Genomic DNA, 21,932 nt, shown 5'->3' on the forward strand with positions numbered 1-21,932 from the left:
AAATGAGGTGAACGTTATGGGTCGAATTGGATATATTTTGTTATACACATGTTTGGCACTGGTAGCAGCTTTTCAGATCTTTCCGCTGCTGTGGCTGGTATTGTTTTCTCTTAAAGATAATGCCCAGACCTTTTCAGGTTCCCCGTTTGCGCTGCCGAATGATCCGCAGTTTGGAAATTACCTGAACGTCTGGCAGGGCGGTATAGGGCTGTACTTTTTCAACAGTGTGTGGATTACCGGGCTGGCTATTGTACTTACAGTACTTTTTGCCAGTATGGCAACATTTGCGATTACACGCATGAACTGGAAATTGAATAAATTTGTGCTGGGACTGTTTATGGTTGGATTGATGATCCCTATTCATTCTGCGCTTATTCCTTTGTTCAGTATGTTTCTCAGCGTGAACTTAATCGATAACCCATTATCAATTGTTCTCACATACACAACGTACAATCTACCGATTACGATTATGATTCTGCTCGGCTTCTATTATACTCTGCCAAGAGAAATTGAAGAAGCGGCAGTGATGGACGGCTCTTCGATTAACCGGTTGTTTTTCACGATCATTTTGCCGATGACAACGCCGGTAATGTCTACCACTGTAATCATTAATATGATCTACAACTGGAACGAATTCGTGTTTGTGAATACATTTATCAGCTCGGATGAATACAAGACGCTGACCGTCGGTATTCAGAATTTCATCGGGCAGTATATGACAGATTGGGGTTCCATCGGGGCAACACTTGTTATCAGTATCATTCCGGTTTTACTGGCTTTTCTGTTTTTCAGCAACAAAGTGGTGGAGGGTATCTCTTCAAGCGCTGTTAAAGGCTGATACACCACAGTAATGATTTTAACTAACAATTAGGAGGATGCATTATGACTGTATTTAACAACGTACCAACTATCAACTTCGAGGGTGCCGCTTCGGCCAATGACTTTTCTTTTAAGCACTATGACAAGGACGCAACTGTCATGGGGAAATCGATGGATGAATGGCTCCGTTTTTCAGTAGCCTACTGGCATACACATACTTTCGGCGGGGAGGATCCGTTTGGCGGTCCGACGATGGAGCGTTCCTATCAGAAATACAGCGGTATGGATCTCGCAAAAGCACGGGTGGAAGCAAACTTTGAACTTCTAAATAAGCTGGGAATCAGCCGGTTTGCATTCCATGATATTGATATTGCACCGGAAGGTAATTCCTTAAAAGAAACGTATCAAAATATCGATACAATTACTGCGATGCTTAAGGATAATATGAAAGAACATGGCATCGGTCTTCTTTGGAATACGGCGAATATGTTTGTGGACCGCCGGTTTATGCACGGGGCAGCGACGACAAACAATGCGGATGTTTATGCCTATGCCGCAGCTAAAGTAAAGAAGCAGCTTGAGGTAGCTAAAGAGCTTGGTGCAGAAAACTACGTATTCTGGGGCGGTCGCGAAGGGTACGAGACCCTGCTCAATACCGATATGAAGCGCGAAATGGATAACCTGGCACGTTTTTATCACATGGCCGTGGATTATGCGAAAGAAATAGGCTTTGAAGGACAGATGCTGATCGAGCCTAAGCCACGTGAGCCGATGAAGCACCAGTACGACTTTGATGTAGCTACCGCCTATGCGTTCCTGCAAAAATATGATCTCGACAGCCATTTTAAAATGAACATCGAATCCAACCACGCCACGCTCGCCGGCCATACGTTTGAACACGAGCTCCGCTATGCGAGAGAAATGGGCATTCTCGGCTCGGTGGATGCAAACCAGGGTGACCTGCTGCTCGGCTGGGACACCGACGAGTTCCCAACTGATATTTACGATGCCACCCTCGCGATGTACGAAATTCTGAAAAATGACGGCCTCGGTACAGGCGGCTTAAACTTTGATGCCAAGGTACGGCGTCCATCCCATAAACCGGAAGATCTGTTCCATGCGCACATTGCGGGAATGGACACCTTTGCGTATGGGTTGAAGGCAGCCTCCCAGCTAATCGAAGACCGTGTATTTGAAAACATCGTGGATGAACGCTACAGCAGCTTTGACAAAGGCGTGGGAAGCGATATTCTTGCCGGGAAAACAAACTTTAAAGAACTCGAAGCCTATGCACTTGAACTCCAGGAGCCGATCGAACATCAGTCGGGTAAACAGGAGCTTATTAAGGCAAAACTGAATCAGTATATTTTAAACGCTAACAATAAAGTAAAAGTTTAAGCAAAGAGGTGCTGGCATGACATACGTAATAGGGGTCGATTTAGGAACGAGTGCAGTGAAATCCCTGCTTGTGAACCGGAATGGGGATGTGACAGCCTCTGTATCAAAATCACTGTCTGTCCAGCAGCCGGCAGCAGGGCATTCTGAGCAGAACCCAGATGAATGGGTGGAGCAGACGAAAGCATCGATTCAGGCACTGCTCGAGGAGACAGGAATAAAGGCAGAGGAAGTGGAAAGTCTCAGCTTCTCCGGGCAGATGCACGGCCTGGTGCTCCTGGACGACAGCGGCCGCCCGCTGCGCCCAGCTATACTCTGGAATGACACAAGAACGTCGGAGCAATGCGAAACGATTCGCCGCACGATCGGGGAGAACGAGCTGATTGAGGCAACACAGAATACAGTTCTCGAGGGCTTTACTCTTCCGAAAATGCTCTGGGTGCAGGAAAATGAGCCGGATGTCTGGAGCAGAGCAGCATCTTTTCTACTGCCAAAAGACTACGTGCGGTACCAGCTGACAGGCAGTATACAGATGGAACTCTCCGATGCTGCCGGGACGCTTCTATTGGATGTGAAAAGCAAAACTTGGAGCCGTACGATGCGGGAAGGCTTTAATCTCTCCGCCTCGTTCTGCCCTCCGCTGATTGAGTCCCATGAAAGCGCGGGAAGCCTGACGAAGGAGGCGGCAGCACAGACGGGACTGCATGAAGGAGTGAACGTTATAGCCGGCGGGGCTGATAACGCCTGCGGTGCCTTAGGAAGCGGAATCACAGAACCGGGGGAAGGCCTTTTAAGCATAGGGACTTCCGGAGTGCTTCTGGTGCCGGATCACGGCGAAGCGGTTCCGGATGGACGTCTGCATTATTTTAATCACGCGTCAAAGGACCAGTATTATTATATGGGAGTCACTCTGTCCGCCGGGAACAGCCTGCAGTGGGTAAAGGACAACCTGTTTTTTGACGAAACGATTGAACAGCTCGTTGAACGGGCATCACAGGTGCCTGCAGGGGCAGATCAATTGTTGTTCACCCCGTTTTTGACCGGTGAAAGAACGCCGTATATGGACGCAGGGATCAGGGGCAGCTTTATTGGCCTCGATATCCGTCATACGAGAGGCCATATTGTCCGGGCTGTGATGGAAGGGATCACTTATTCTCTAAAGGAGTCTCACGAAATCATCCTTCAGCAGGGCTTTCAGATAGATTCCCTTGTGTCCATTGGAGGGGGAGCGAAAAGCTCCTTCTGGCTTCAGATGCAGGCGGATGCTTTCGGATGCCCTGTGCGCAAGCTCGCTCACGAACAGGGGCCGGGACTGGGGGCCGCAATGCTTGCAGCCTACGGTACAGGATGGTTTGCTACGCTTGAGGAGTGCAAAAAAACGTTTGTCAAAGAAAGCGAAACGTTTTACCCGGATCCTGATCAGTCACTGATATATGAACAATCATTTCAGGCATATAAGAAAATTTATGCCCATACATCGCCGTTAAAAATGTCCTGACTTACAGGCAAAAGCCCGAAAAGGCTTTTGCCTGTTTTAATAAAAAAGTAATTGAAGATTGCGATCCGAAACGTTTTGGATTACTATGAAATGGAAGCGGTTTAATGATTCCGAATCGAATTAAAAATATTTAAATGGTTTTGGTAACGCATTCAGTAAGCGTTTAACGACTAAAGGAGGTACGGCATGAACATTACCGTATGGAACGAAAACAGGCACGAAAACAAGAATCCGGACGTTAAAGAGGTGTACCCGAAGGGGATTCACGGTGCATTGGCTGACTTTCTGGGGGAAGAGGCAGACGTTGTACGCACAGCAACACTCGATGAACCGGAGCATGGACTGACAGAGGAAGTGTTAAACGGCACCGATGTGCTTTTATGGTGGGGCCATATTGCCCATGACGAAGTAGAGGATGTCGTTGTCAAACGTATTCAGGCTCGCGTACTGGACGGGATGGGGCTGATTGTGCTTCACTCGGGCCATCTGTCAAAAATATTCCGAATGTTGATGGGAACAGGCTGTGACCTGAAGTGGCGGGAAGCAGACGAGCGTGAACGTCTCTGGGTCGTAGAGCCTGGCCATCCGATTACTGAAGGGATCGGAGAGTATATTGAAATGCCGAAAGAGGAAATGTACGGCGAACACTTTGATATTCCCGCACCGGATGAACTCGTGTTTATCAGCTGGTTTGAGGGCGGAGAAGTATTTCGCAGCGGCGCAACGTTCACCCGGGGACGGGGAAAGATATTTTATTTCCGTCCAGGACATGAAACGTATCCAACCTACTACAACAAAGACATTCAAACGGTGATTAAAAATGCTGTCCGGTGGTCGGCCCCGAAAAATACACCAGTACCTGTTTATGGTAATGCCAGGCCTCTGGAAGCCATCTCGGGTAAAGATACGGAGGGAAAGGACTAATGGGAAAGCTTCAGATAGGCATTATTGGTGCAGGCGGCATTGCCCGCGGGAGACACCTTCCCGCTTTTCAGCAAATTGAAGATGCTCACGTAGCCGCTGTTTTTGATACAGATCTCAGTAAAGCAGGAGCGGCTGCGGAAGAATTTGATATTCCCGCTGTATACGGCACTGTAGAAGAATTGCTCGCCCACGTTGAAGCAGTCATCATTTGTACACCAAACAAATTTCATGCAGAACTTGCCGTGCAGGCCCTGGAAGCCGGAGTGCACGTGCTCTGTGAAAAGCCGATGGCGATGACCACCGCTGAATGCAGAGACATGATTGACGCATCCAGGCGTTCAGGGGCTGTGTTAACGATTGGTTATCATTACCGTTACATGCAGGAGTCCCGTACGGCGAGACAGATGGTGCAGGAGGGCGAAATTGGCGATCCACTGGTTGTACGCCTTCAGGCGATGCGAAGACGGAAGGTGCCCGGGTGGGGCGTGTTTACGAATAAAGAACTTCAGGGCGGAGGCAGTCTGATTGATTACGGCTGTCATCTGCTGGATTTGGCTCTCTGGCTTCTGGATGACCCACAGCCGGTAGAAGTGAACGGAAGAACATACGACCGTCTGAGTAAAACTCCTGGCCAGATTAATGAATGGGGAGCGATCGATGCTGAAAGCTTTTCCGTGGAGGACCATGTGACTGGCTATATTACGTTTGAAAATGGTATGACGCTGCTCTTGGAGTCATCCTGGGCAGCGAATATAAAAGAAGATAAAGAAGAATTAAGTATTTCCGGGGTGGATGGAGGACTCCAGGTCTTTCCGCTCGAGCTTTACCAGTCAAAATTCGGTTCGATGATGAGTACGGAGCCGCACTTAACAAACTATGAGCGTGAAGATGTGCTGCAAGCAAAGAATTTCATAGAGGCATGTCTGGGGCAGGCTGAGGTTGTCGTTGAGCCTGAGCAGGCTTTGAGGGTCACTCGGATTATTGAAGCTGTTTATGAAAGCAGCAGAACTGGAAAAAGCGTCCGTTTGGATAATGTCTATGCCGACGAAGTATAAGCATCCATCCGGGTGCTTTTTTTCGTTATTTTAAAGCAATTCTTAAGAAATAATTTTTACAATTTTTTTGGGAATGACCGTTTGAATGCATACTCAGAGGGAATGAGAGGATTGTATTATTACAGAAGGGGGACTTACTAATTATGGAAGCAGATCGAAATCGTTGGTTGATGGCTTTATCAGCTGTAGCGATTCATTTATCGATTGGTTCAGTATATGCGTACAGTGTGTACCAGAACCCGCTGAATGAGTCACTTGGCTGGAACATTTCCGACGTAACACTCGCATTCACCATTGCAATTTTCTTCTTGGGGATGTCGGCCGCTTCACTAGGTTTTTTTGTGGAAAAATACGGGCCGAGAATCTCAGCTGCCATTGCAGCCGTGCTGTTTGGTGCCGGGACAATGGGGGCCGGACTTGCGGTCCAGCTTGAAAGTCTGCCATTATTTATTGGTTCTTATGGTGTTCTCGGCGGCATTGGTCTTGGTATCGGGTACATATCCCCGGTTTCTACGCTAGTTATGTGGTTTCCGGACCGCAGAGGGATGGCTACTGGCATGGCAGTTATGGGATTTGGCGCCGGGGCGCTGATTACAAGTCCCGTAGCTGAATGGCTCATGAACGCAGTATCAATACCGGGGGCATTTTATATTCTGGGCGCTTCGTACTTCATTCTTATGCTTGCGGGGGCAAGCTATATGAAGAAGCCGCCGAAGGACTGGATGCCTAAAGGCTATAAGAAGGAAGACCTTAAAACAAATCAAAAAGGCGGAGACCTGGCACAGCTTTCAGCCAAAGAAGCACTCCGGACGATGCGTTTTTACCTGCTGTGGCTCGTGATGTTTATTAACATTTCATCGGGTATCATGCTGCTTGCAGTCGCATCAAACATGACTCAGTCCATCACTGGAACAAGCGCAGCTGTAGCAGCTACCATCGTCGGCGTAATGGGCTTTTTCAACGGAGGTGGAAGAATTGTCTGGGCGTCACTCTCGGACTATCTTGGAAGAACGAACACGTTTACGCTGTTCTTTCTCATTCAGATTGTTGCCTTTTTCCTACTGCCGTTAACGACTAACGTTGTGCTGCTCGCAATTCTCTTATTCATTATTATTACGTGTTACGGTGGCGGCTTCGCCTGTCTACCGGCTTATATCGGTGACCTGTTTGGGACGAGACAGCTCGGAGCCATTCACGGATTCCTTTTAACTGCCTGGGCTCTTGCCGGTGTGGCCGGGCCGACAGCTGTTTCGAGCATCGTTTCGGCAACAGGAAGCTACGTCTTATCGTTCTACCTGTTTAATATTCTTCTAGTAGTCGCCCTGGCGGCTATGATCGTAATGCGATTTAATATTAAAAAGATCAGGAAGAATAAAGAAAAAGAAAGCACAGAAGCAGCGAAAGCATAAAGAAAGACCCCTTTTCCCTGAATAAAGGAAAAGGGGTCTTTATTGTTATGGGAGTTCATTGCCGGCTGTCTGATAGAGATCATACCATTCTTCACGTGTCAGAGTGATCTCAGAAGCTTTGGCGATACCTGCCAGTCGTTCTGGATTCATCGTTCCGACAATGGTTTGGATGCGGGCCGGATGACGAAGAATCCAGGCAGCCGCTACCGCAGATTCAGTAATGTCGTAGCGCTTGGCCAATTCGCTGAGTTTTTTGTTTACTTCCGGAAATTTGTCATTGCCGACAAAAACGCCTTCCATCATGCCGTACTGAAAAGGAGACCAGGCCTGAACAGTCATACTGTTCAACTGACTGTACTCAAGCAGCCCGCCTTCACGCATCACTGCGGCATCGTTTTTCATATTTACATTCAGTCCCTGGTCTATCATGAGGGAGTGCATCAAACCGAACTGCAGCTGGTTGGCAATCAGGTCCTGCTTAACGTGCTGCTTTAAAAGCTCAACCTGCATTGGATGCTGGTTGCTGACACCAAAATGCCGGACTTTACCGGAGGCCTGGAGATTGTCGAACGCTTCCGCGACTTCTTCGGGCTCCATAAGCGCATCGGGACGGTGAAGAAGCAGTACATCCAGATAATCTGTCTTAAGGCGCTTCAGGCTTTCATCGACGGTTTTTAAGATATGGGACTTGGAAAAATCGAAAGAATTCCCACGGATGCCGGCTTTGGACTGAAGAATCACTTTTTCACGGAGGTCATCGTTCATGCCGGCCGCTCTGGCAAAAATGTCTTCAGAATCGCCGCCGCCGTAAATGTCGGCATGATCAAAAAAGTTCACCCCTGCCTCAAGAGCAGTGCGGAAAACTTTTTCAGCATCATCGATAGAAAGCTCATTCATGCGCATACACCCGAGTGCTATATTGGATACGTGAAGAGAACTGCTGCCTAACTGCATTTGTTTCATCTGAGCACCTCTTTTTTTCAGGATAAGAATAGTGTAACATGACGGATGTGCAATAGGGATGATAACGCTGTCAAAAACATGAAAAATGACTTTTACACATAAATATGGTAATTTGTAGAAAAACATTAAAGGATGTCAGACATGAAACGAAGAACAATAAACAGTTATTTTATTCTATTCTGGCTCATTATCGGGATATGGAATATCGGCCTCGGAATTATTGTCGGCCTCGTACTGCAAAGCTATGTATGGGCACTCATTCATGTCTTGGCCGGAGCGCTCTGTTTAGTTATAACGGAAGCAATACGAAGAGGGAAATTACAGGTCAAACAGAAAAAAGAAAATCATTTGCATGAGAGCGACCAGTAATTTTGCACCCGTGGATTCAAAAATAGTTGTAATTTGAGGATTACCCTGCAGACTTTTCGGAAATAGAATATTAGTGATAAACAAAGGGGTGAACATTATATTACAAACCAGAGGGGCAAAAACAATAAAAAATATTATTCAGGACAATGAAAAGCCACTGACTAATAAAGATGTCGCCGCTATATTAAAAGATAGAAACAGCATTGACAGTTCTTTTGCGTTAAAAACTATTGATTCGATGGTGGGCAATGGACAGTTGATGCTGATCCGATATGTTGATGCTGGTGTGTATGTAGTAGAAGTGAAATAAATTATGTTAACTGTTTTTATGAGCAGTTAACATAACTCTTTTTTAATAAATATTTTTTACATAATTTTTCTGCTGCAGTAGTGGAGAAGCCGTATAACCTGTAGAATGGGGAATTACTTTAAAGAAGAGGGTGATGGCAATGAGTTTCGAAGATGAGTTCGTAGCTAAAGCAGTTGAATACCTGGAAGTAAATGAAGACGCAAACATTATGAACGAAGTAAACTGGGAAATTGCCAAGTACTTTAATAATTTGAACAAAGAGATCGGTGAAGTGAAAAACGATTCGTTCAGCAGCTATGGTTCGAAGCACCGCAGCTATATGACCATCGATAATCGTGAATTGCTTTTTGAAACCCGCACAGACGACGACAATTGTCACATTGAAGTAACGCAGAGTACAGATGATACGACGAAAGAGCTCGATGTCATATACGTCCAGAATGGCAGAATGTACAGCCGGGAAGAAGAAAAAGAATTCGATATGGATATCGTCCGGAACCATCTTCAAAATACATTCGGCGATATCCTGGGATTATAGAACGAAGAAGCGCCCGCTGCGGCGCTTTTTTTGACTCGAAAAAATATTAAATAATTAATAGGGAAATAAGTCTTGATTCGCCTCGAATGGGTATATTGTCATTAAGGGGGGATATACGCCATGGGGGTTGTTTATATTGACCGGCATATTCGCCAGGTGCAGGTAATCATTTGTAGTGAAGGGCACATGCTGCATTGCCTTGTTTGGCCGGGGGAAGGGGGATGGGTCGCCGATATACACTCCATGCAGGACAGCGGTTTTCATCCGACGTTTGAGCGGGTTTATTTTCCTGAGAATGAAGAAATTATTCAGCTTGGGCGGCATATATACGTTCTGCGGTAAAAAGGCAGAAGCTCGCAGCTTTCTGCCTTTAACTGTGCTAAAGAGTATTTGGATCCGTATAGCCGATAGGCCCCCTTGATTCGGAATGCTCCACTACAGTAAGAATAAAACGCATAGGAACAAAGATGGTCTTGCTGCCTCCGGAGGTGTTCCTGGCTTTTTCCTGATAGAAGTAGATCCCCGCTTCTTCAATACCGCAATTCTCCGAAGACACTACTGCTTTAACGTAGCTGGAATGCTCTTCGAAGGTGCCTTCGCTCTGGAACCCATTCAATTCAAAAAGCGGGATGGCGGAAGGGTCAAAATACACCTCGACGAAATTCGAACTATCTATTGATGATGAACTCATCCGTATTCCTCCTTTCAGTATTTGTTTATCATGATATACCCTGAAACAGTTTAATAAAAGCAGAGGATACAAAAGGATGGCACGAGAATATACATAAATTTTATGAGGTGCACTAATTATTGTAAAATAATGGGTAAGGTAATAGATGTATCAAAGAAAGTGGCGACTATAAACAGCCCGGGCTATGCAAATTAAAAAACAGAAGCCAAAGGCTCCTGCTGTAGTTTATTATGTATGGTGTCCCGTACTGGGCTCGAACCAGTGACCTCCACCCTGTCAAAGGGAGACAGTATGACAAACTGAGACAGATGGCCACTAATCAACCCTATTCCTGTGCATGTTGTAGTGTACTAAGACTAATGCAATGTAAGAAATACAACGACACTGCACTGAATTTTTCCCCATATTTTCCCCATAGCGTACCTGGGGCAACCCCAGCCATGCTAACCAGTTCCAGTTGTCCGCTCTTTTGTTTATTATAAATCCCTAAGAATATTAAAAAGATATGTAAGTTATGAATTAGAGAGTAGAATACTTATATAGCAAGGGTTACAGCGTTCATAAGTTAAAAAAAAGTTATGAATAACTCATGTAATTTATGAATTAACTTATGTTATTCAGCTAACTAAATGGCATATAAAAAAGCCCGCTGTATTAGCTGGGCTTGTCGCTTTGAAAGAGCGTATCTAGTTTGTTCGCTGCTTCCTGGTCTGCTTCTTGAATATACTTGCCGTACACGTTCATGGTTGTCTGTATATCAGCGTGGCCTAAGCGTTCGGATATTACTTTGGCATGTACGCCCTGATTAATGAGCAGAGTGGCCGCTGTGTGCCGCAGTCCGTGGAAACGAATAGGCTTAAAGCCTTTACGCTGGAGAAAGCGCCGCCACCATGTGCCAGGCACAGAGGGGTACATAGGCTTGCCATTCCACGTAGAGAATACAAAGTTATGTTTCCCGCCTTCCCAACGATCAGCCGCTTTGATCTTGTTTTTCCGGCTCTCCCGCTGATGGCTTTTCAATAACTCCGTGACAAAGTGAGGGAGAACAACAGAACGAGCAGACGTTTTCGTTTTCGGCTCTTTGAGATCGTAGCCTTCTCCCTGGTTAAACTGCAAGGAGTGGCGAACTGTGACCGTGCCTATCTCTAGGTTAATATCTTCCCATTGTAAGCCCAGAATTTCCCCACGGCGTAAACCGGCAGTAACAGCAAGGGTCACGATCAACCGCTGATGTAGCGGCTCTTGTTCCAATAGACGGAATAGCTGCTGTACTTCCGCTTGCGTGTACACTTCCACGTCCTCTTGTGTCTGTTTCGGCTTCTTCACGTTCTGCACGGGGTTGCTATTAATCATGGCCCATTCTACCGCCCTGCTGAATATGTTGCGGAGTACCCGGTGATGATAGATGATACTGGCTGGAGACAACCCGCCCGACTTTCCGTCCAAGCGGGAGCCGTCCTGCTCGAGCTGGTCAAGGTACTTCACAACGTGCATAGGGTGGATGGCGTTTATTTTCATGTGGCCAAAGGCAGGAAGAAAGAAGTTGCGAACCACATACATATAATTTTCTAGCGTTTTAGGAGAAAGGTGTTTTTTGGCGTACTTGTCGTGCCAGTCCGTGATAAAGTCCTGAAACAAGGTTTTCGCAGGGTCAATGTAATGGCCGGATTCCACTTCCGTGACAAAGGCAGAGAGCATCTTTTTTGCTTCCGTTTTATTTTTGGCTTTTACTGTGCGCCGTTTTTTAATGTATTTCCCGTCCGGGCCTTTCCCCAGGCTGACCGTTAAGCGGTAGGAACCATTGCCCCGAGCTTCGATGCTACCAGCCATGCTAATGCCCTCCTAACTTATAGAAAAGCTTATCGACTTCTTTAATAATCGTTTCAGGAGAAGCTACTTTATTTTCCAACAAAGGCAAAATGTAACGCAGGGTTACAGCTATCGCTTCACTTTCTGCTTCATTGAACTCTCGCCCTGCACCTTCAAAAACAACCCCAAACTCTTCATAATCAACAATTTTATATAACTCAAATTTTTCAGGGGCAGCAGCTTTTTCTTTCTGATACTCTTCCGCTCGAATTTTATTAATAGCATCGATGTTAAATAAATTAGCTTCATTCATAAGATCGTAAGCACTCACACCTAAGCCGTCTGCAATCTTTTTTGTCATACCGCCAGTAGGATTATTATTTAACCCTTTCTCTAATTGAGATAAATAAGCTTGAGAGATTCCAGCTCGCCTTGCTAATTCCCGCATAGAAATGTTTTTTTCTTTTCTTATTTTTTTAATTGCGTCACCAATCATATTAACTCTTCCTTTAATCATATTTATCTAAAGTTTACATGCTTCCGATAAATATATCAATCAAAATTTCGCTAAACCTATTGAAATCAATATCTGCTTTTGCTATGATAAATATAACGTTCAGGAGTATGTACCTATTAAGGAGGGTGGACATGATTAAAACTGAATTGATTAACGCAAAGGAAACCAGGCTGTTAATCGCTAAACAAGGAAAAAGTCTAAGAAATTTCTCAAAACAAATTGGTATATCGCAAGCCTATCTTTCTCAAGTATTAAATGAAGAATACACTCCTTCTCCAAAGGTTGCTTACAAGATAGCTGATGGTTTAGGAGTAGGAATTGAAGAAATTTTTTTGGTCAAAGTGATAAATATAACGAACGCCAAAGCTTAAATAATAAAAGGAGGTGAAAACATGGAAAGAAAAACGATTACAGCGGCAGAAGCAGCGGAGTACCTGGGGCTGTCTACCGAAAAGGTGTATCAGATGGTGAGACAGGGAGAAATGCCAGGCGTGAAAGTCGGCAGGAGAGTATTGATAGATAAGCATAGTATAGATGCCTGGTTTGCCAGTGAAGAAGAAGCACAGCTGCAAGAAAGACAAAAAAATACGCCCGTGCCGGGGCGCATTTCGTGAGGACTGGAGGAAAATATTCTATGGCTATTATACCACAAGAAAAGCAGGAAAACACAATATTTCTACGCAGCGCCCTAGCGTATGCCAATACATTTAACCTTCCTGTTTTCCCCTTAGTACCAGGGGAGAAACGCCCGCTCACCGCTCACGGTCTGCACGATGCAACGACTGATAACGAGCAGATCAAAGCATGGTGGGAGCAATACTCTGGGGCAAACATTGGAATCCCGTGCGGCCCTGGCAGTGGCCTTCTCATAATTGATGAGGACGTGCGAAACGGAAGCGAAGAATCCATTGAACGCTTAGAACATGCGAATTATGAACCGCTCCCGGAAACCGTAACTGTCCTTACACCTACGGGAGGGAAGCACCGCTACTTTCAGCACCATGAACAAGTAACCCGCACCAAATTAGAGGAATACCCCGGTATAGATATTCAGCGTAGTGGCAAGTATGTGGTAGCGCCCCCGAGCGTTCATCCGAATGGCGGCGAATACCAGTTCGAGCTTTCAAGCCATATTAGTGAAGTGCCGATTGCACCGCTGCCGGAATGGTTTATTACATTGGCCCAGCAACCTAGTGCAAACGGAGAGGTACAGGCCAAAACCAAAGAGCATTGGGTGAAGGTGCTACAAGGCGTAGCGGATGGCAACCGAAACGAAACTGCCGCTTCTCTTACAGGTTATCTGCTTAGAAAGTATATAGATGTGCCTGTCGCTTATGAGTTGGTCTGCGCCTGGAATGAGCGAAACAACCCACCAATAGATGCAGAAGAACTTGACGACACATTTAATTCGATATTAAAGGCAGAGTTGGAACGAGTGAGGAAACGGAGGAATCGGTAAATGGCCTACAACGAAGAATATGCAGAACAACTCGAAGAAGAAAAATCCAATGTTGTGCCGATACGTGATAAAAACGTAGCCCGCTACTTTGATAAAAATACGTTTATCCCTAAACGGCTGGCAGACGAGATCGCTCACGAATACCCGGTATTCCATGATGGAACGATGCTATATATGTATGAGGATGGCGTGTACCGCTCCAATGTGCAGCACCGCTTACAGCAGATTGCCCAGGATAAACTCAAAGATGAATCCCGGCGCAATCGCATCGAAGAAACCTTGTATTACCTGCGCTCCTATCGCCTGGTTAATCCAAACGATCTCAACCCGAATAAAGAGATCATTAATGTACAGAACGGGCTGTACGACTGGAGAGCGGATAAACTGCATGAGCATACGCCGGAATACCTGTCCACCATACAATTAAACGTAGCCTTTGACCCGGAAGCCACTTGCCCCAAGTTTGACGAGTTCCTTACGGATATATTGCCCGAGGATTCGATACCAATGGCCGAGGAAATGATGGGTTACACGATGGTTCCTGATACCCGATTGAAGAAGGCGTTCATGCTGACGGGGAGCGGCGACAATGGCAAGAGTGTATTCATCTACGCAATCGAGCAGTTACTAGGTGGGGCTAATGTAAGCAATATCGAGCTGCAAGACCTGGAAGCCGATAAGTTTGCGAAGGCGCAGATATACGGAAGACTGGCCAATACTTTCTCCGACTTATCCGCCCGCATTATGGAATCAAGTAAAGTCTTAAAGACGATTACCAGCGGCGACACGATCAGCGGGGAGCGCAAGGGCTTTGACCGTTTCAGTTTTACACCATTCTGCACCTTGATATTTTCAGCCAATGAGATCCCTAGCTCGAAAGAATTAGACCCGGCGTTTTTCGATAGGTGGATCATCCTGGAACTGCCCCGGCAATTTCCAAAAGATCAGCAAGACCGCATGTTGAAGTATAAGATCACGACCCCGGAAGAACGGAGCGGCATGTTTAACAAAGCGTTACGGGGCTTAATCCGGGTGATGGACACAGGCCAATTAACCCTAAGTGAAGCGTCTATCCAGCGCAAGGAACAATACCAGCGGGAAGCGGACAATGTGCTGTTGTTTGTAGACGAGGAGTGTGTGATACATGCAGAAGCCGCTTGTCCGAAAAATAAGCTCTATGACGAGTATAAAAAATTCTGCTCCGATAATGGCTACCGCCCGCTAGGGAAGATCAAATTTAACAAAAGATTGAAGAACAAACACCCGCAATTAGATGATTCCTGGCGGCCTACGGGAAGCAAAGTGAATTACTGGACAGGCATAGGAATGAAAGCGGAGGACGTGGAACCGGGGGAAGGTGATCTGCAGCTATGATGCAAGCTACCGAATTAATCAGACAGATGGAAGCAGAGGGCTGCCTGGCTGATGCCGGAAACGGGATTTTAAATATCAAGCAAGGCTCCCGCTTATCTAATGAAGTAGTAGAACAAGTGAAGCAGCAGAAAGAAGCAATCCTCACCATTTTGGAAAGAGACAGGCAAGCACAAACCGCAGGGCTAAACGTGGCCCTCTATGGGGAAATGTATTGGCTATCCGTCACGCCAAAGGCGGCGCTCTATATGGAGCGCACAGGCGGCACAGAAGGTGATTGGAGCTTATGGCGGGAGAATGACAAGGCCGTGTACCAAAAGAACAAAGTGATGGCTACCGGGGATTTTGACGATGTGGTCAAACGGGCCGCTAATTACATTCAATTCATCAAGCGGAAGCAGGTGGTCTGATTGGAATTACAAACTATTTACACGGATGCCGAGATCAAGGAGCTGCTTGCTTCCCTCACCGTAGCGGTTGACAGCCGAGAGCAAAATAATGGCCATATCATCGACCACCTGGGACAGAAGCAAGTGCCGATGATAACCCGCAAGCTAGGCGCTGGGGATTACGGGGCGCTTCTCCCCGCTTCTCCGGCTCTAGGGATTGCCAAAGACGTGCTGCTCCCTGTGGTGATCGAGCGCAAGAATAGCGTGGACGAGCTGGCCGGAAGCATTAAGGAGCGCACCCGCTTCGAGAACGAGCTGATACGATCGGAGCCGCTGTATTTCACCCTGATGGTGGAGGATGAGCAAGGCTTTTCCAAGATGCTGAATGGCAACTATCGCAGCCAGTACCAGCCAAAGGCACTCATTGGCAGCTTACAGTCCTTTGAAAGCCGATACCGCTTTAGCACCGCATATATTCAGAAAGACCATGCGGGAGCGTTTATATATAGTAAACTGCTGTATTTTGCAAGAAATGCCCTGAAAGGGCAACTATAAAGGAGGTGATGGCATGAGTAGTCCTTATATTGAAGTGAAGCTGCCCAAGCATACGGCGTTTCTTACCCCGGAGGAAATACATGGCCTGTTGCGGCAGAACGTGACGCTGTACAAAGAGGCCACGCAGCGGGGCAAGTATTTCAAACGCAGCCGGACGCAACGCCAGCGGGAGCAGCAGAAGCGCGAGGAGGTGCGGTGAATGGCCGGAAGCAAGGTCTATACCAAATACTATTACTGCTCGAAGTGTCACCGGAAAACCAAACAAGATTGCACGTATAGCGGGGAACGCATGACCCGCAGGTGTACTCATTGCGAGAAAGCCACGACCCAGGCCGCTCCCGCTAAGAAAGATCGAGAAGCCGAATGGATAAAGAAGGTGCTGCATTAAATGGCCATTCAGCAGTTTATGAAGGTGTTCTATTGCAGCAGTCGTCAATGCCAGCGGGAAACGGTTCACAGCTGCGCCGATGATGGGATATGGCTGGGGCGAGTATGCAACGAGTGCGACAAACGCCGGGCGCAAGATACCATTCTCTACAATGAAATACCCGCTCGTTACCGAGTGGACAATATGAAGCACTGGCAAGGGCGCACCGTCTAACAAAACCAACTTAAACTACAAGAAAAGGATGATGAATGATGCAAGAAGCTAATTGGAACGCTGTTGTTACGTATGTAGAGGAACAGATGAAAGAAAACCGCATGATAAGTGGTAAATTCAACAAGCACAATGAAGCGCTGTGGTTGTTAAAAAAAGAGATGCAGAAAGCGGATGGCACAATCACAAACGTAGGACGTACCTTCCAAGAGCATGAAAACGCTGAATATGACGTAGCAAACGGAGAGGGGAAATAATTATGACAATCACATTCGCCCAAGTAGCCAAGCATTTTGACGGATTAAGCCAAGTGTATGACCGGGAGTATGCCAAGTACAAGCAAGTGGTGGATAACAAACGCCGATACAGCAACGAGTATTTGCAAGAAGCTCGACAAAGCTTTTTTGATGCGGTGCGGGCGGACAAGCAAGCCAGGGTACAAAAAGCCCTAGCTGACATTGAAGCCTACCGCCAGGACTACACGAAAAAGGACTTTGTGAACCCATACCATCAAACTGGCAAGGTGATTACTACCGAGGACAAGCTGCTTGTGGAAATGCAGCGGGAGAAACAACGGAGACTGCTGGATAAGAAAATGGAAGTAGCGGATGGTTCCCAGGACTTTCAAGCTCTGATGGATGAATACGGGCAAGACGAGTTTTTCCACGATTATATCCGGGCAACGGTAGATCAGCGGATTAAAAAGGATGGCATGAGCGGTTATACGCAATTCTTGAACAATGAGCAAATCCCGCCGGAAGTGGATAGCGAATTGACGAGAATGGAAAGCACCCTGCGTACTGTAGGGAATACGGAATACTACCCGGTTGGTATTGAAGGAGCCACGTCCTTTAGCGACATTGATTTCAAACCAATGGCGAAAGATTAAATACAAGAGCCTTCTCCCAGGAGGGGGAGGGCTTCTTTTAAAAGACAATGCCCGCAGGTGCAAGATTTTCCCTTAGGAATGGAGGTAGACAGATGGCAGGACATGGAGAAAAGAAAGTACGGAAACGAGATACCGCAGTATTGGCCTTACTCACAGAGCCAACGATACGGAAAGCGGCAGAAAAAACAGGCGTGAATGAAAGCACGTTATGGCGCTGGATGCAGGAAGAAGATTTCAAAAAACAATACCAGCAAGCCAAACAGGAAGCAGTCGGCCAGGCTACCAGCCGTTTACGCCAAAGCATGACCAGTGCAGTAGATGCCTTAGTGGATATGGCCACGAATAGCAAGACACCCGCTATCGCAAGAGCGAACGCTGCGAGAACATTGCTCGAGTTTGGCTTTAAAGCCCACGAAACAGAAGAAATGCAGCAGCGTATTGAAGCCCTGGAAGAAGCACTTCAAGAGGATGAAAGCAAGCAAAGATGGAAAGGGGGAGCCTAACGTATGAGAAACATGAACGGACGTTTAGAGCGCATAGAGAGCCTTGTGCAGAGCCATGAAGGTGTGCCGGTGCTGATTGCTCACAGTGAAGAAGAGATTGAGGAACGCCGGGCAGAGATCGGCCCGAACACGGTAGTTATTTTAGATGATATATCGGAAATGCAAAGGAGGATGGACGATGCAGACTCTAAAAAATAGGTTGAACCGTTTGGAGGATATGCGACAGCCGGAGCCATATACCATTCATGTAGTGGAAGAAGGCGACCAGGACGATCATACGGAGCGCTGCACCAATCCAAAATGCTTTCACATTGTACGAGACTACGAAGAAGAAGCATAAAAAAAGGGAGAGGGCTACTGGCCTTCTCCTTTGTCGTATGTCATTAATTCTCCTGGCTGGCAGTCGAGCGCTTCGCAGATGCTTTCTATTTGCTCGACTTCAAAGCGCTTAATCCGCTCATGGTATATGGCGTTAATCGTAGCCCGGCGCATCCCCGTTAATTCGGCAAGCTCACTTTGCTTCATGCGTTGCCTTCCAAGCAATTCAGATAGATGGATCCGTAATGGCATAATGGCAGACCTCCTTTCTTCTTCTGATACTAATATATCATATAGGAGTAATTAAATATACAAAAGAAGTAATTAAATGATTGACAGGAGTAATATAGGCGTAATATAATTACTTACAGAAGTAATCAAAGGAGGTAACTTTTTATGGATGAAGTGTATGTATCTTACAATCGAGGACGGGGCTTTGTCCGCATGGTAGCGGAAGGCCACCCGGTAGACGTAATGGCCAGCGTGTGGAAAGCCTTTGCGGTAGTACCCGGCCATGCAGACGCTCACAGCTCCGCTGGCATTGTGGCTTTGCCTATGGAAACATTGGTTGACCTCTTAGACGAGTGCCGCAATGTAGCAGGAAATGGCCGCTTTTTAGACGCTATCGACCATCAACTTGTACAAACCTATTTTGAAGGAGTGACGCAAGCATGAGAGATTATATCGAAGTAAACCTGCATCCTAATGGCGTATTGAGTGAGGAAGCCATGCAGGAAGCAACCAGCTATTTACAAGAAGGTTACCAGGTGAGGGAATATATTTTCGGAAAGCTGCGCTTCATAACGAAAGAGGACGTGCCGGAGCTAACGAGCAGCTGGCAGCAGTACAAGCGGAAGCAGTGGGAGAAGCGACTGCTAAGCAAGGATGCAGTCTATCAGATCACCGCCGCCATGTATGTGCAGTTTGGAGATGAATTGCCGCCATTATTGCAGCCATACAAGCGCATCAACGCCGAGCGGACACTTCATAAGTTTGGATTATTCACCTTCTTTGATAAGAAGATTGAACGCCGGGAGAAGCGGCATGAGAAGAATTTAGCCAAGCGGAAAAAGGAAGAAGCGAAATTTAATAAGAAGGGGAACGTGATAGCATGAAAAATGTGATTGCTTTAGAAGAAGCCTTACAGAGCGATTTTGTGAAATCAAAGCCAGAAAAAACGAAACTCTTTGGCCTGCAACTGCCCCAAGAACGCACCGATCAGGAAAGAAGAGAACTGGAAGATGTGATTGTGTCCTTGTTCTATCATGGCTACACGGTCCAGCTGCATGACGAGGCGCAAGGCATCAGCATAGACGGACACCCTGTGCATATTTTCTGCCGAGAACGAGAAGGAGAAGGCTATCAGCCAGACCCTCGCGACGTGCTGGGCGTATTACACGCTAAATGGTGGACGGTGGATAAGCAGCATGTTGAATTATAGATATAGAAGAATACACAAAGAAAGAAGCCGCTACTTTGGGGAGTAACGACTTCAACCGCTCTCTGCAAGGAGAGGGATGATTATTCCGATTATATTGTATCACAGGCTCACCTGTCGCAGGTGGGCTTTTGCAGTATAAAATAAAATGAAAGTAACATTAGACACATTAAAGGAGGCCAACCATGAAAGAAACCATGAACGCCCGGGAAGCAGCGGACTACCTTGGCATTGGCAAAGACACACTGTACCGCATGGCGAAACGCGGCGAGATTTACCACTTCCGTCCGGCGAGCCGCGTGATGTTCCGGCGCAGCTCCCTGGATCGCTGGATGGACGAGCAGGAAGAAAAGAATATGAAAAGGGGAGAGTCTTAATGACCAACATTAACGTACAGGCGGAACTCACAGACGAGCAACTGGACGACCTGGCCGGGCGCATTGCCGCCAAGATGCAGGAGCACCATCAGCATCAGCACCACGGCCTGCCACCGGTCCTCAGCCAGCGCCGCTTCATGGCAGAATTTGACGTGAAGCAGAGCAAAGCGACGGAGCTGTTCCAGCGCGAGGACTTCCCGATCATTGCCGACATGGGGCATCCGAAAGTCAACACGAAGCTGCTGTTCGAATGGATGGATGCACACACCCGGCAAGGCAAGACCCACGGGCTGCCTGATCCACGTTAAAGCTATCCAAGTAAGTTTTGGCTAAATCATATAAATAAATCATAGGCTCATCTTTTAGAGGTGGGCTTGTTGTAATTGTGTATTGAAATGTGCCTTCTTAAAATTTAGAATTAAAAATAAACTGTAGGCGTGATAAAAATTAAAACTTTTTTCTTATTCGTCATATCATTACTGATTGTTTTAATTGCTCTCTTTGGTGTAAGTAGTTTTATTACAAGCTCTTTAAATAGCCTTCTTGAGGAAGATGTGGATTCGTTTTTAATAATAAGCATTTTAGCGATAATTTATACAATAGTTTCTTCAGTTTACTTTATTCAACGTCATATAAGAGCTCATAAAGAGAATATATCACTTTCTTTTTTCGACATACCAAATATATTTTACAGTGAAGAATATGCGGCAAAAATTAAATATTATGATGTAGATATCTATAAGGAAAATAAAAGATTAAATAGTGAAATAGAACAAGCTAAAAAATTAATTCAAGACGCAACTAGTGACATTGAAAACAAACAAGATTACATAGATTATCTTGAATATGTAAGTAAAATTTTTATGCGTCATCATAAAAATTCTAGTAGATTAGTCCGTTCACTGGTGAATTTAATGAAAGAAAATAAAGAAGGATGGCTTCAAGAATTCTGCGATAATGTATTAGATGAGTGTGTGACGGTCCAATTTCAAGATAGAGCTGATAAATCTTCGTCTTTATATTTTATTGAAGATGGGGTATTAGAAATGTACTCTTATAACCGTTTGGAGTTCTCTTCTTCAAGAGAAAGAACATTTAAACCAGGCGAGGGTTTTGCAGGAGCAATTTTTCAAAGTGGCGCGACAAAAATCATAAAAAATGTTCAAGAAGATGAAAATTTTCAAGGTGAATTCAGCCCGAGACATTCATATAATTCAATTTTGGGAGTTCCCTGTAAAATTGGTAATCAACCAATCGGTGTTATAAACATTCAAAGTGAAGAGTTTAATGATTTTAGTGAAGATGATGAAGTGACTATGCAATTTTATGCTGATATATGTGCATTAGCTTATTATTGTGATAAGATAATAAATAGAAGGGGAGGTGATGGATAATGCAAACGATGAATAGACGTCCGTCACAATTTAAAGCTGCCAAAACTATTGCTAAAAAAAGCGCCCAATCTAAAAAAAATACTAATAATTTAGTTGCACGTGCCCGTGAAATGGGCTATGAAAGTAGCGACAAATCATATCACTCTAATAAAAAATCAAAACATGCTGCGAATTAAGCAAAGCGTCCTCAAATAAGGGGCGCTTTTTTAATGCCAGTTGGTTAACAACGAACTATCTCACAAAAGGCTAGCTCATAAAACCTCAACCTCTTAAGCACTAACGGGGGAACGGGTTAAGCGCCTTATCTTTCGAGAAGGGGTATGGTGAACATACGTCATTAGTTG

Annotated in this window: 35 protein-coding genes; 30 read left to right on the forward strand and 5 right to left on the reverse strand. The window is 45.9% G+C overall.

The window, feature by feature from the left end; all coding sequences use genetic code 11:
• The first annotated feature begins 16 nt into the window (after nucleotides 1-16).
• The 6 genes from ACTRXF_RS00160 to ACTRXF_RS00185 all read left to right on the forward strand — a co-directional run bounded on the left by ACTRXF_RS00160 (nucleotide 17) and on the right by ACTRXF_RS00185 (nucleotide 7,100).
• Nucleotides 17-838 (forward strand): carbohydrate ABC transporter permease, encoded by an 822-nt coding sequence (locus ACTRXF_RS00160; protein WP_474277099.1) that lies wholly within the window; start codon nucleotides 17-19, stop codon nucleotides 836-838.
• Nucleotides 839-882: 44 nt separating this feature from the next.
• On the forward strand, nucleotides 883-2,217 hold the full coding sequence (gene xylA / locus ACTRXF_RS00165; RefSeq protein WP_474277101.1) for a xylose isomerase: 1,335 nt from the start codon (nucleotides 883-885) through the stop codon (nucleotides 2,215-2,217).
• Between the two features lie 16 nt (nucleotides 2,218-2,233).
• Nucleotides 2,234-3,712: a xylulokinase gene (xylB, locus tag ACTRXF_RS00170; protein ID WP_474277103.1), complete on the forward strand. Its 1,479-nt coding sequence runs from the start codon at nucleotides 2,234-2,236 to the stop codon at nucleotides 3,710-3,712.
• Nucleotides 3,713-3,898: 186 nt separating this feature from the next.
• Nucleotides 3,899-4,636 (forward strand): ThuA domain-containing protein, encoded by a 738-nt coding sequence (locus ACTRXF_RS00175; RefSeq protein ID WP_474277105.1) that lies wholly within the window; start codon nucleotides 3,899-3,901, stop codon nucleotides 4,634-4,636.
• Nucleotides 4,636-5,691, forward strand: a complete 1,056-nt coding sequence (locus tag ACTRXF_RS00180; protein ID WP_474277107.1) for a Gfo/Idh/MocA family protein — start codon at nucleotides 4,636-4,638, stop codon at nucleotides 5,689-5,691. The genes ACTRXF_RS00175 and ACTRXF_RS00180 overlap by 1 nt, the downstream gene beginning before the upstream one ends.
• Before the next feature lie 143 nt (nucleotides 5,692-5,834).
• A complete protein-coding gene (locus tag ACTRXF_RS00185) occupies nucleotides 5,835-7,100 on the forward strand; it encodes an L-lactate MFS transporter (RefSeq protein WP_474277109.1) in 1,266 nt (421 codons plus the stop codon).
• A gap of 45 nt (nucleotides 7,101-7,145) precedes the next feature.
• Here ACTRXF_RS00185 and ACTRXF_RS00190 read toward each other — a convergent pair whose 3' ends face one another.
• Nucleotides 7,146-8,063: an aldo/keto reductase gene (locus tag ACTRXF_RS00190; protein ID WP_474277111.1), complete on the reverse strand. Its 918-nt coding sequence runs from the start codon at nucleotides 8,061-8,063 to the stop codon at nucleotides 7,146-7,148.
• Between the two features lie 141 nt (nucleotides 8,064-8,204).
• Between ACTRXF_RS00190 and ACTRXF_RS00195 the strand changes: the two genes are divergently transcribed.
• The 4 genes from ACTRXF_RS00195 (at nucleotide 8,205) to ACTRXF_RS00210 (ending at nucleotide 9,622) form a co-directional block, all read left to right on the forward strand.
• Entirely contained in the window at nucleotides 8,205-8,432 is a 228-nt protein-coding gene (locus ACTRXF_RS00195) for a hypothetical protein (protein ID WP_474262610.1), read from the forward strand.
• Between the two features lie 73 nt (nucleotides 8,433-8,505).
• Nucleotides 8,506-8,742, forward strand: a complete 237-nt coding sequence (locus ACTRXF_RS00200; RefSeq protein WP_091610094.1) for a hypothetical protein — start codon at nucleotides 8,506-8,508, stop codon at nucleotides 8,740-8,742.
• Between the two features lie 139 nt (nucleotides 8,743-8,881).
• Nucleotides 8,882-9,280 carry a DUF3942 family protein gene (locus tag ACTRXF_RS00205; RefSeq protein WP_474262608.1) on the forward strand — a complete coding sequence of 133 codons (399 nt, stop codon included), beginning with the start codon at nucleotides 8,882-8,884 and terminating at the stop codon, nucleotides 9,278-9,280.
• 120 nt (nucleotides 9,281-9,400) lie between these two features.
• Nucleotides 9,401-9,622: a hypothetical protein gene (locus ACTRXF_RS00210; RefSeq protein ID WP_322524533.1), complete on the forward strand. Its 222-nt coding sequence runs from the start codon at nucleotides 9,401-9,403 to the stop codon at nucleotides 9,620-9,622.
• A gap of 37 nt (nucleotides 9,623-9,659) precedes the next feature.
• Here ACTRXF_RS00210 and ACTRXF_RS00215 read toward each other — a convergent pair whose 3' ends face one another.
• The 3 genes from ACTRXF_RS00215 to ACTRXF_RS00225 form a co-directional block, all read right to left on the reverse strand.
• A complete protein-coding gene (locus ACTRXF_RS00215; RefSeq protein WP_474277113.1) occupies nucleotides 9,660-9,971 on the reverse strand; it encodes a hypothetical protein in 312 nt (103 codons plus the stop codon).
• 654 nt (nucleotides 9,972-10,625) lie between these two features.
• Nucleotides 10,626-11,801 (reverse strand): tyrosine-type recombinase/integrase, encoded by a 1,176-nt coding sequence (locus tag ACTRXF_RS00220; protein ID WP_474277115.1) that lies wholly within the window; start codon nucleotides 11,799-11,801, stop codon nucleotides 10,626-10,628.
• A gap of 1 nt (nucleotide 11,802) precedes the next feature.
• Complete coding sequence (locus ACTRXF_RS00225) at nucleotides 11,803-12,276, reverse strand: helix-turn-helix domain-containing protein (RefSeq protein WP_474277117.1); 474 nt, start codon at nucleotides 12,274-12,276, stop codon at nucleotides 11,803-11,805.
• Nucleotides 12,277-12,428: 152 nt separating this feature from the next.
• Between ACTRXF_RS00225 and ACTRXF_RS00230 the strand changes: the two genes are divergently transcribed.
• The 13 genes from ACTRXF_RS00230 to ACTRXF_RS00290 all read left to right on the forward strand — a co-directional run bounded on the left by ACTRXF_RS00230 (nucleotide 12,429) and on the right by ACTRXF_RS00290 (nucleotide 18,401).
• Entirely contained in the window at nucleotides 12,429-12,668 is a 240-nt protein-coding gene (locus ACTRXF_RS00230) for a helix-turn-helix domain-containing protein (RefSeq protein ID WP_474277119.1), read from the forward strand.
• Nucleotides 12,669-12,689: 21 nt separating this feature from the next.
• Nucleotides 12,690-12,911: a helix-turn-helix domain-containing protein gene (locus ACTRXF_RS00235; RefSeq protein WP_474277121.1), complete on the forward strand. Its 222-nt coding sequence runs from the start codon at nucleotides 12,690-12,692 to the stop codon at nucleotides 12,909-12,911.
• A gap of 20 nt (nucleotides 12,912-12,931) precedes the next feature.
• The gene (locus ACTRXF_RS00240; protein WP_474277123.1) at nucleotides 12,932-13,756 is read left to right on the forward strand and encodes a bifunctional DNA primase/polymerase; all 825 of its coding nucleotides are present in this window, start codon (nucleotides 12,932-12,934) and stop codon (nucleotides 13,754-13,756) included.
• Nucleotides 13,757-15,130, forward strand: coding sequence for a DNA primase family protein (locus ACTRXF_RS00245; RefSeq protein WP_474277125.1), 1,374 nt, complete (start codon nucleotides 13,757-13,759; stop codon nucleotides 15,128-15,130). It abuts the gene before it with no gap.
• The gene (locus ACTRXF_RS00250) at nucleotides 15,127-15,537 is read left to right on the forward strand and encodes a hypothetical protein (protein WP_474277127.1); all 411 of its coding nucleotides are present in this window, start codon (nucleotides 15,127-15,129) and stop codon (nucleotides 15,535-15,537) included. The genes ACTRXF_RS00245 and ACTRXF_RS00250 overlap by 4 nt, the downstream gene beginning before the upstream one ends.
• Entirely contained in the window at nucleotides 15,538-16,071 is a 534-nt protein-coding gene (locus ACTRXF_RS00255; RefSeq protein ID WP_474277129.1) for an ERCC4 domain-containing protein, read from the forward strand.
• 13 nt (nucleotides 16,072-16,084) lie between these two features.
• Nucleotides 16,085-16,270, forward strand: coding sequence for a hypothetical protein (locus tag ACTRXF_RS00260; RefSeq protein WP_474277131.1), 186 nt, complete (start codon nucleotides 16,085-16,087; stop codon nucleotides 16,268-16,270).
• Nucleotides 16,271-16,459: 189 nt separating this feature from the next.
• Complete coding sequence (locus ACTRXF_RS00265) at nucleotides 16,460-16,672, forward strand: hypothetical protein (protein ID WP_474277133.1); 213 nt, start codon at nucleotides 16,460-16,462, stop codon at nucleotides 16,670-16,672.
• Nucleotides 16,673-16,710: 38 nt separating this feature from the next.
• Nucleotides 16,711-16,926 (forward strand): hypothetical protein, encoded by a 216-nt coding sequence (locus tag ACTRXF_RS00270; protein WP_474277135.1) that lies wholly within the window; start codon nucleotides 16,711-16,713, stop codon nucleotides 16,924-16,926.
• Nucleotides 16,927-16,928: 2 nt separating this feature from the next.
• A complete protein-coding gene (locus ACTRXF_RS00275; RefSeq protein ID WP_474277137.1) occupies nucleotides 16,929-17,558 on the forward strand; it encodes a hypothetical protein in 630 nt (209 codons plus the stop codon).
• 92 nt (nucleotides 17,559-17,650) lie between these two features.
• Nucleotides 17,651-18,061: a hypothetical protein gene (locus ACTRXF_RS00280; RefSeq protein WP_474277139.1), complete on the forward strand. Its 411-nt coding sequence runs from the start codon at nucleotides 17,651-17,653 to the stop codon at nucleotides 18,059-18,061.
• Between the two features lie 3 nt (nucleotides 18,062-18,064).
• Nucleotides 18,065-18,259 (forward strand): hypothetical protein, encoded by a 195-nt coding sequence (locus ACTRXF_RS00285; RefSeq protein ID WP_474277141.1) that lies wholly within the window; start codon nucleotides 18,065-18,067, stop codon nucleotides 18,257-18,259.
• A complete protein-coding gene (locus ACTRXF_RS00290) occupies nucleotides 18,240-18,401 on the forward strand; it encodes a hypothetical protein (RefSeq protein WP_474277143.1) in 162 nt (53 codons plus the stop codon). The genes ACTRXF_RS00285 and ACTRXF_RS00290 overlap by 20 nt, the downstream gene beginning before the upstream one ends.
• A 14-nt stretch (nucleotides 18,402-18,415) precedes the next feature.
• Here the strand turns inward: ACTRXF_RS00290 and ACTRXF_RS00295 are convergent, their stop codons facing one another.
• Nucleotides 18,416-18,631, reverse strand: coding sequence for a helix-turn-helix domain-containing protein (locus ACTRXF_RS00295; RefSeq protein ID WP_474277145.1), 216 nt, complete (start codon nucleotides 18,629-18,631; stop codon nucleotides 18,416-18,418).
• 144 nt (nucleotides 18,632-18,775) lie between these two features.
• Between ACTRXF_RS00295 and ACTRXF_RS00300 the strand changes: the two genes are divergently transcribed.
• From ACTRXF_RS00300 to ACTRXF_RS00330, 7 genes are all read left to right on the forward strand, one after another.
• Complete coding sequence (locus ACTRXF_RS00300) at nucleotides 18,776-19,054, forward strand: hypothetical protein (RefSeq protein ID WP_474277147.1); 279 nt, start codon at nucleotides 18,776-18,778, stop codon at nucleotides 19,052-19,054.
• Nucleotides 19,051-19,494 (forward strand): hypothetical protein, encoded by a 444-nt coding sequence (locus ACTRXF_RS00305; RefSeq protein WP_474277149.1) that lies wholly within the window; start codon nucleotides 19,051-19,053, stop codon nucleotides 19,492-19,494. Before ACTRXF_RS00300 ends, ACTRXF_RS00305 begins: the two co-directional genes overlap by 4 nt.
• The gene (locus ACTRXF_RS00310) at nucleotides 19,491-19,820 is read left to right on the forward strand and encodes a hypothetical protein (RefSeq protein ID WP_474277151.1); all 330 of its coding nucleotides are present in this window, start codon (nucleotides 19,491-19,493) and stop codon (nucleotides 19,818-19,820) included. The genes ACTRXF_RS00305 and ACTRXF_RS00310 overlap by 4 nt, the downstream gene beginning before the upstream one ends.
• Nucleotides 19,821-20,002: 182 nt before the next feature.
• On the forward strand, nucleotides 20,003-20,194 hold the full coding sequence (locus tag ACTRXF_RS00315; protein WP_474277153.1) for a helix-turn-helix domain-containing protein: 192 nt from the start codon (nucleotides 20,003-20,005) through the stop codon (nucleotides 20,192-20,194).
• Complete coding sequence (locus ACTRXF_RS00320; RefSeq protein WP_474277155.1) at nucleotides 20,194-20,502, forward strand: hypothetical protein; 309 nt, start codon at nucleotides 20,194-20,196, stop codon at nucleotides 20,500-20,502. The genes ACTRXF_RS00315 and ACTRXF_RS00320 overlap by 1 nt, the downstream gene beginning before the upstream one ends.
• 129 nt (nucleotides 20,503-20,631) lie before the next feature.
• A complete protein-coding gene (locus ACTRXF_RS00325) occupies nucleotides 20,632-21,588 on the forward strand; it encodes a GAF domain-containing protein (RefSeq protein ID WP_474277157.1) in 957 nt (318 codons plus the stop codon).
• On the forward strand, nucleotides 21,588-21,764 hold the full coding sequence (locus ACTRXF_RS00330; RefSeq protein WP_474277159.1) for a hypothetical protein: 177 nt from the start codon (nucleotides 21,588-21,590) through the stop codon (nucleotides 21,762-21,764). Before ACTRXF_RS00325 ends, ACTRXF_RS00330 begins: the two co-directional genes overlap by 1 nt.
• The last annotated feature ends 168 nt before the right edge of the window (nucleotides 21,765-21,932 follow it).

This window comes from Marinococcus sp. LNHM3E3-2.2, assembly GCF_056034385.1.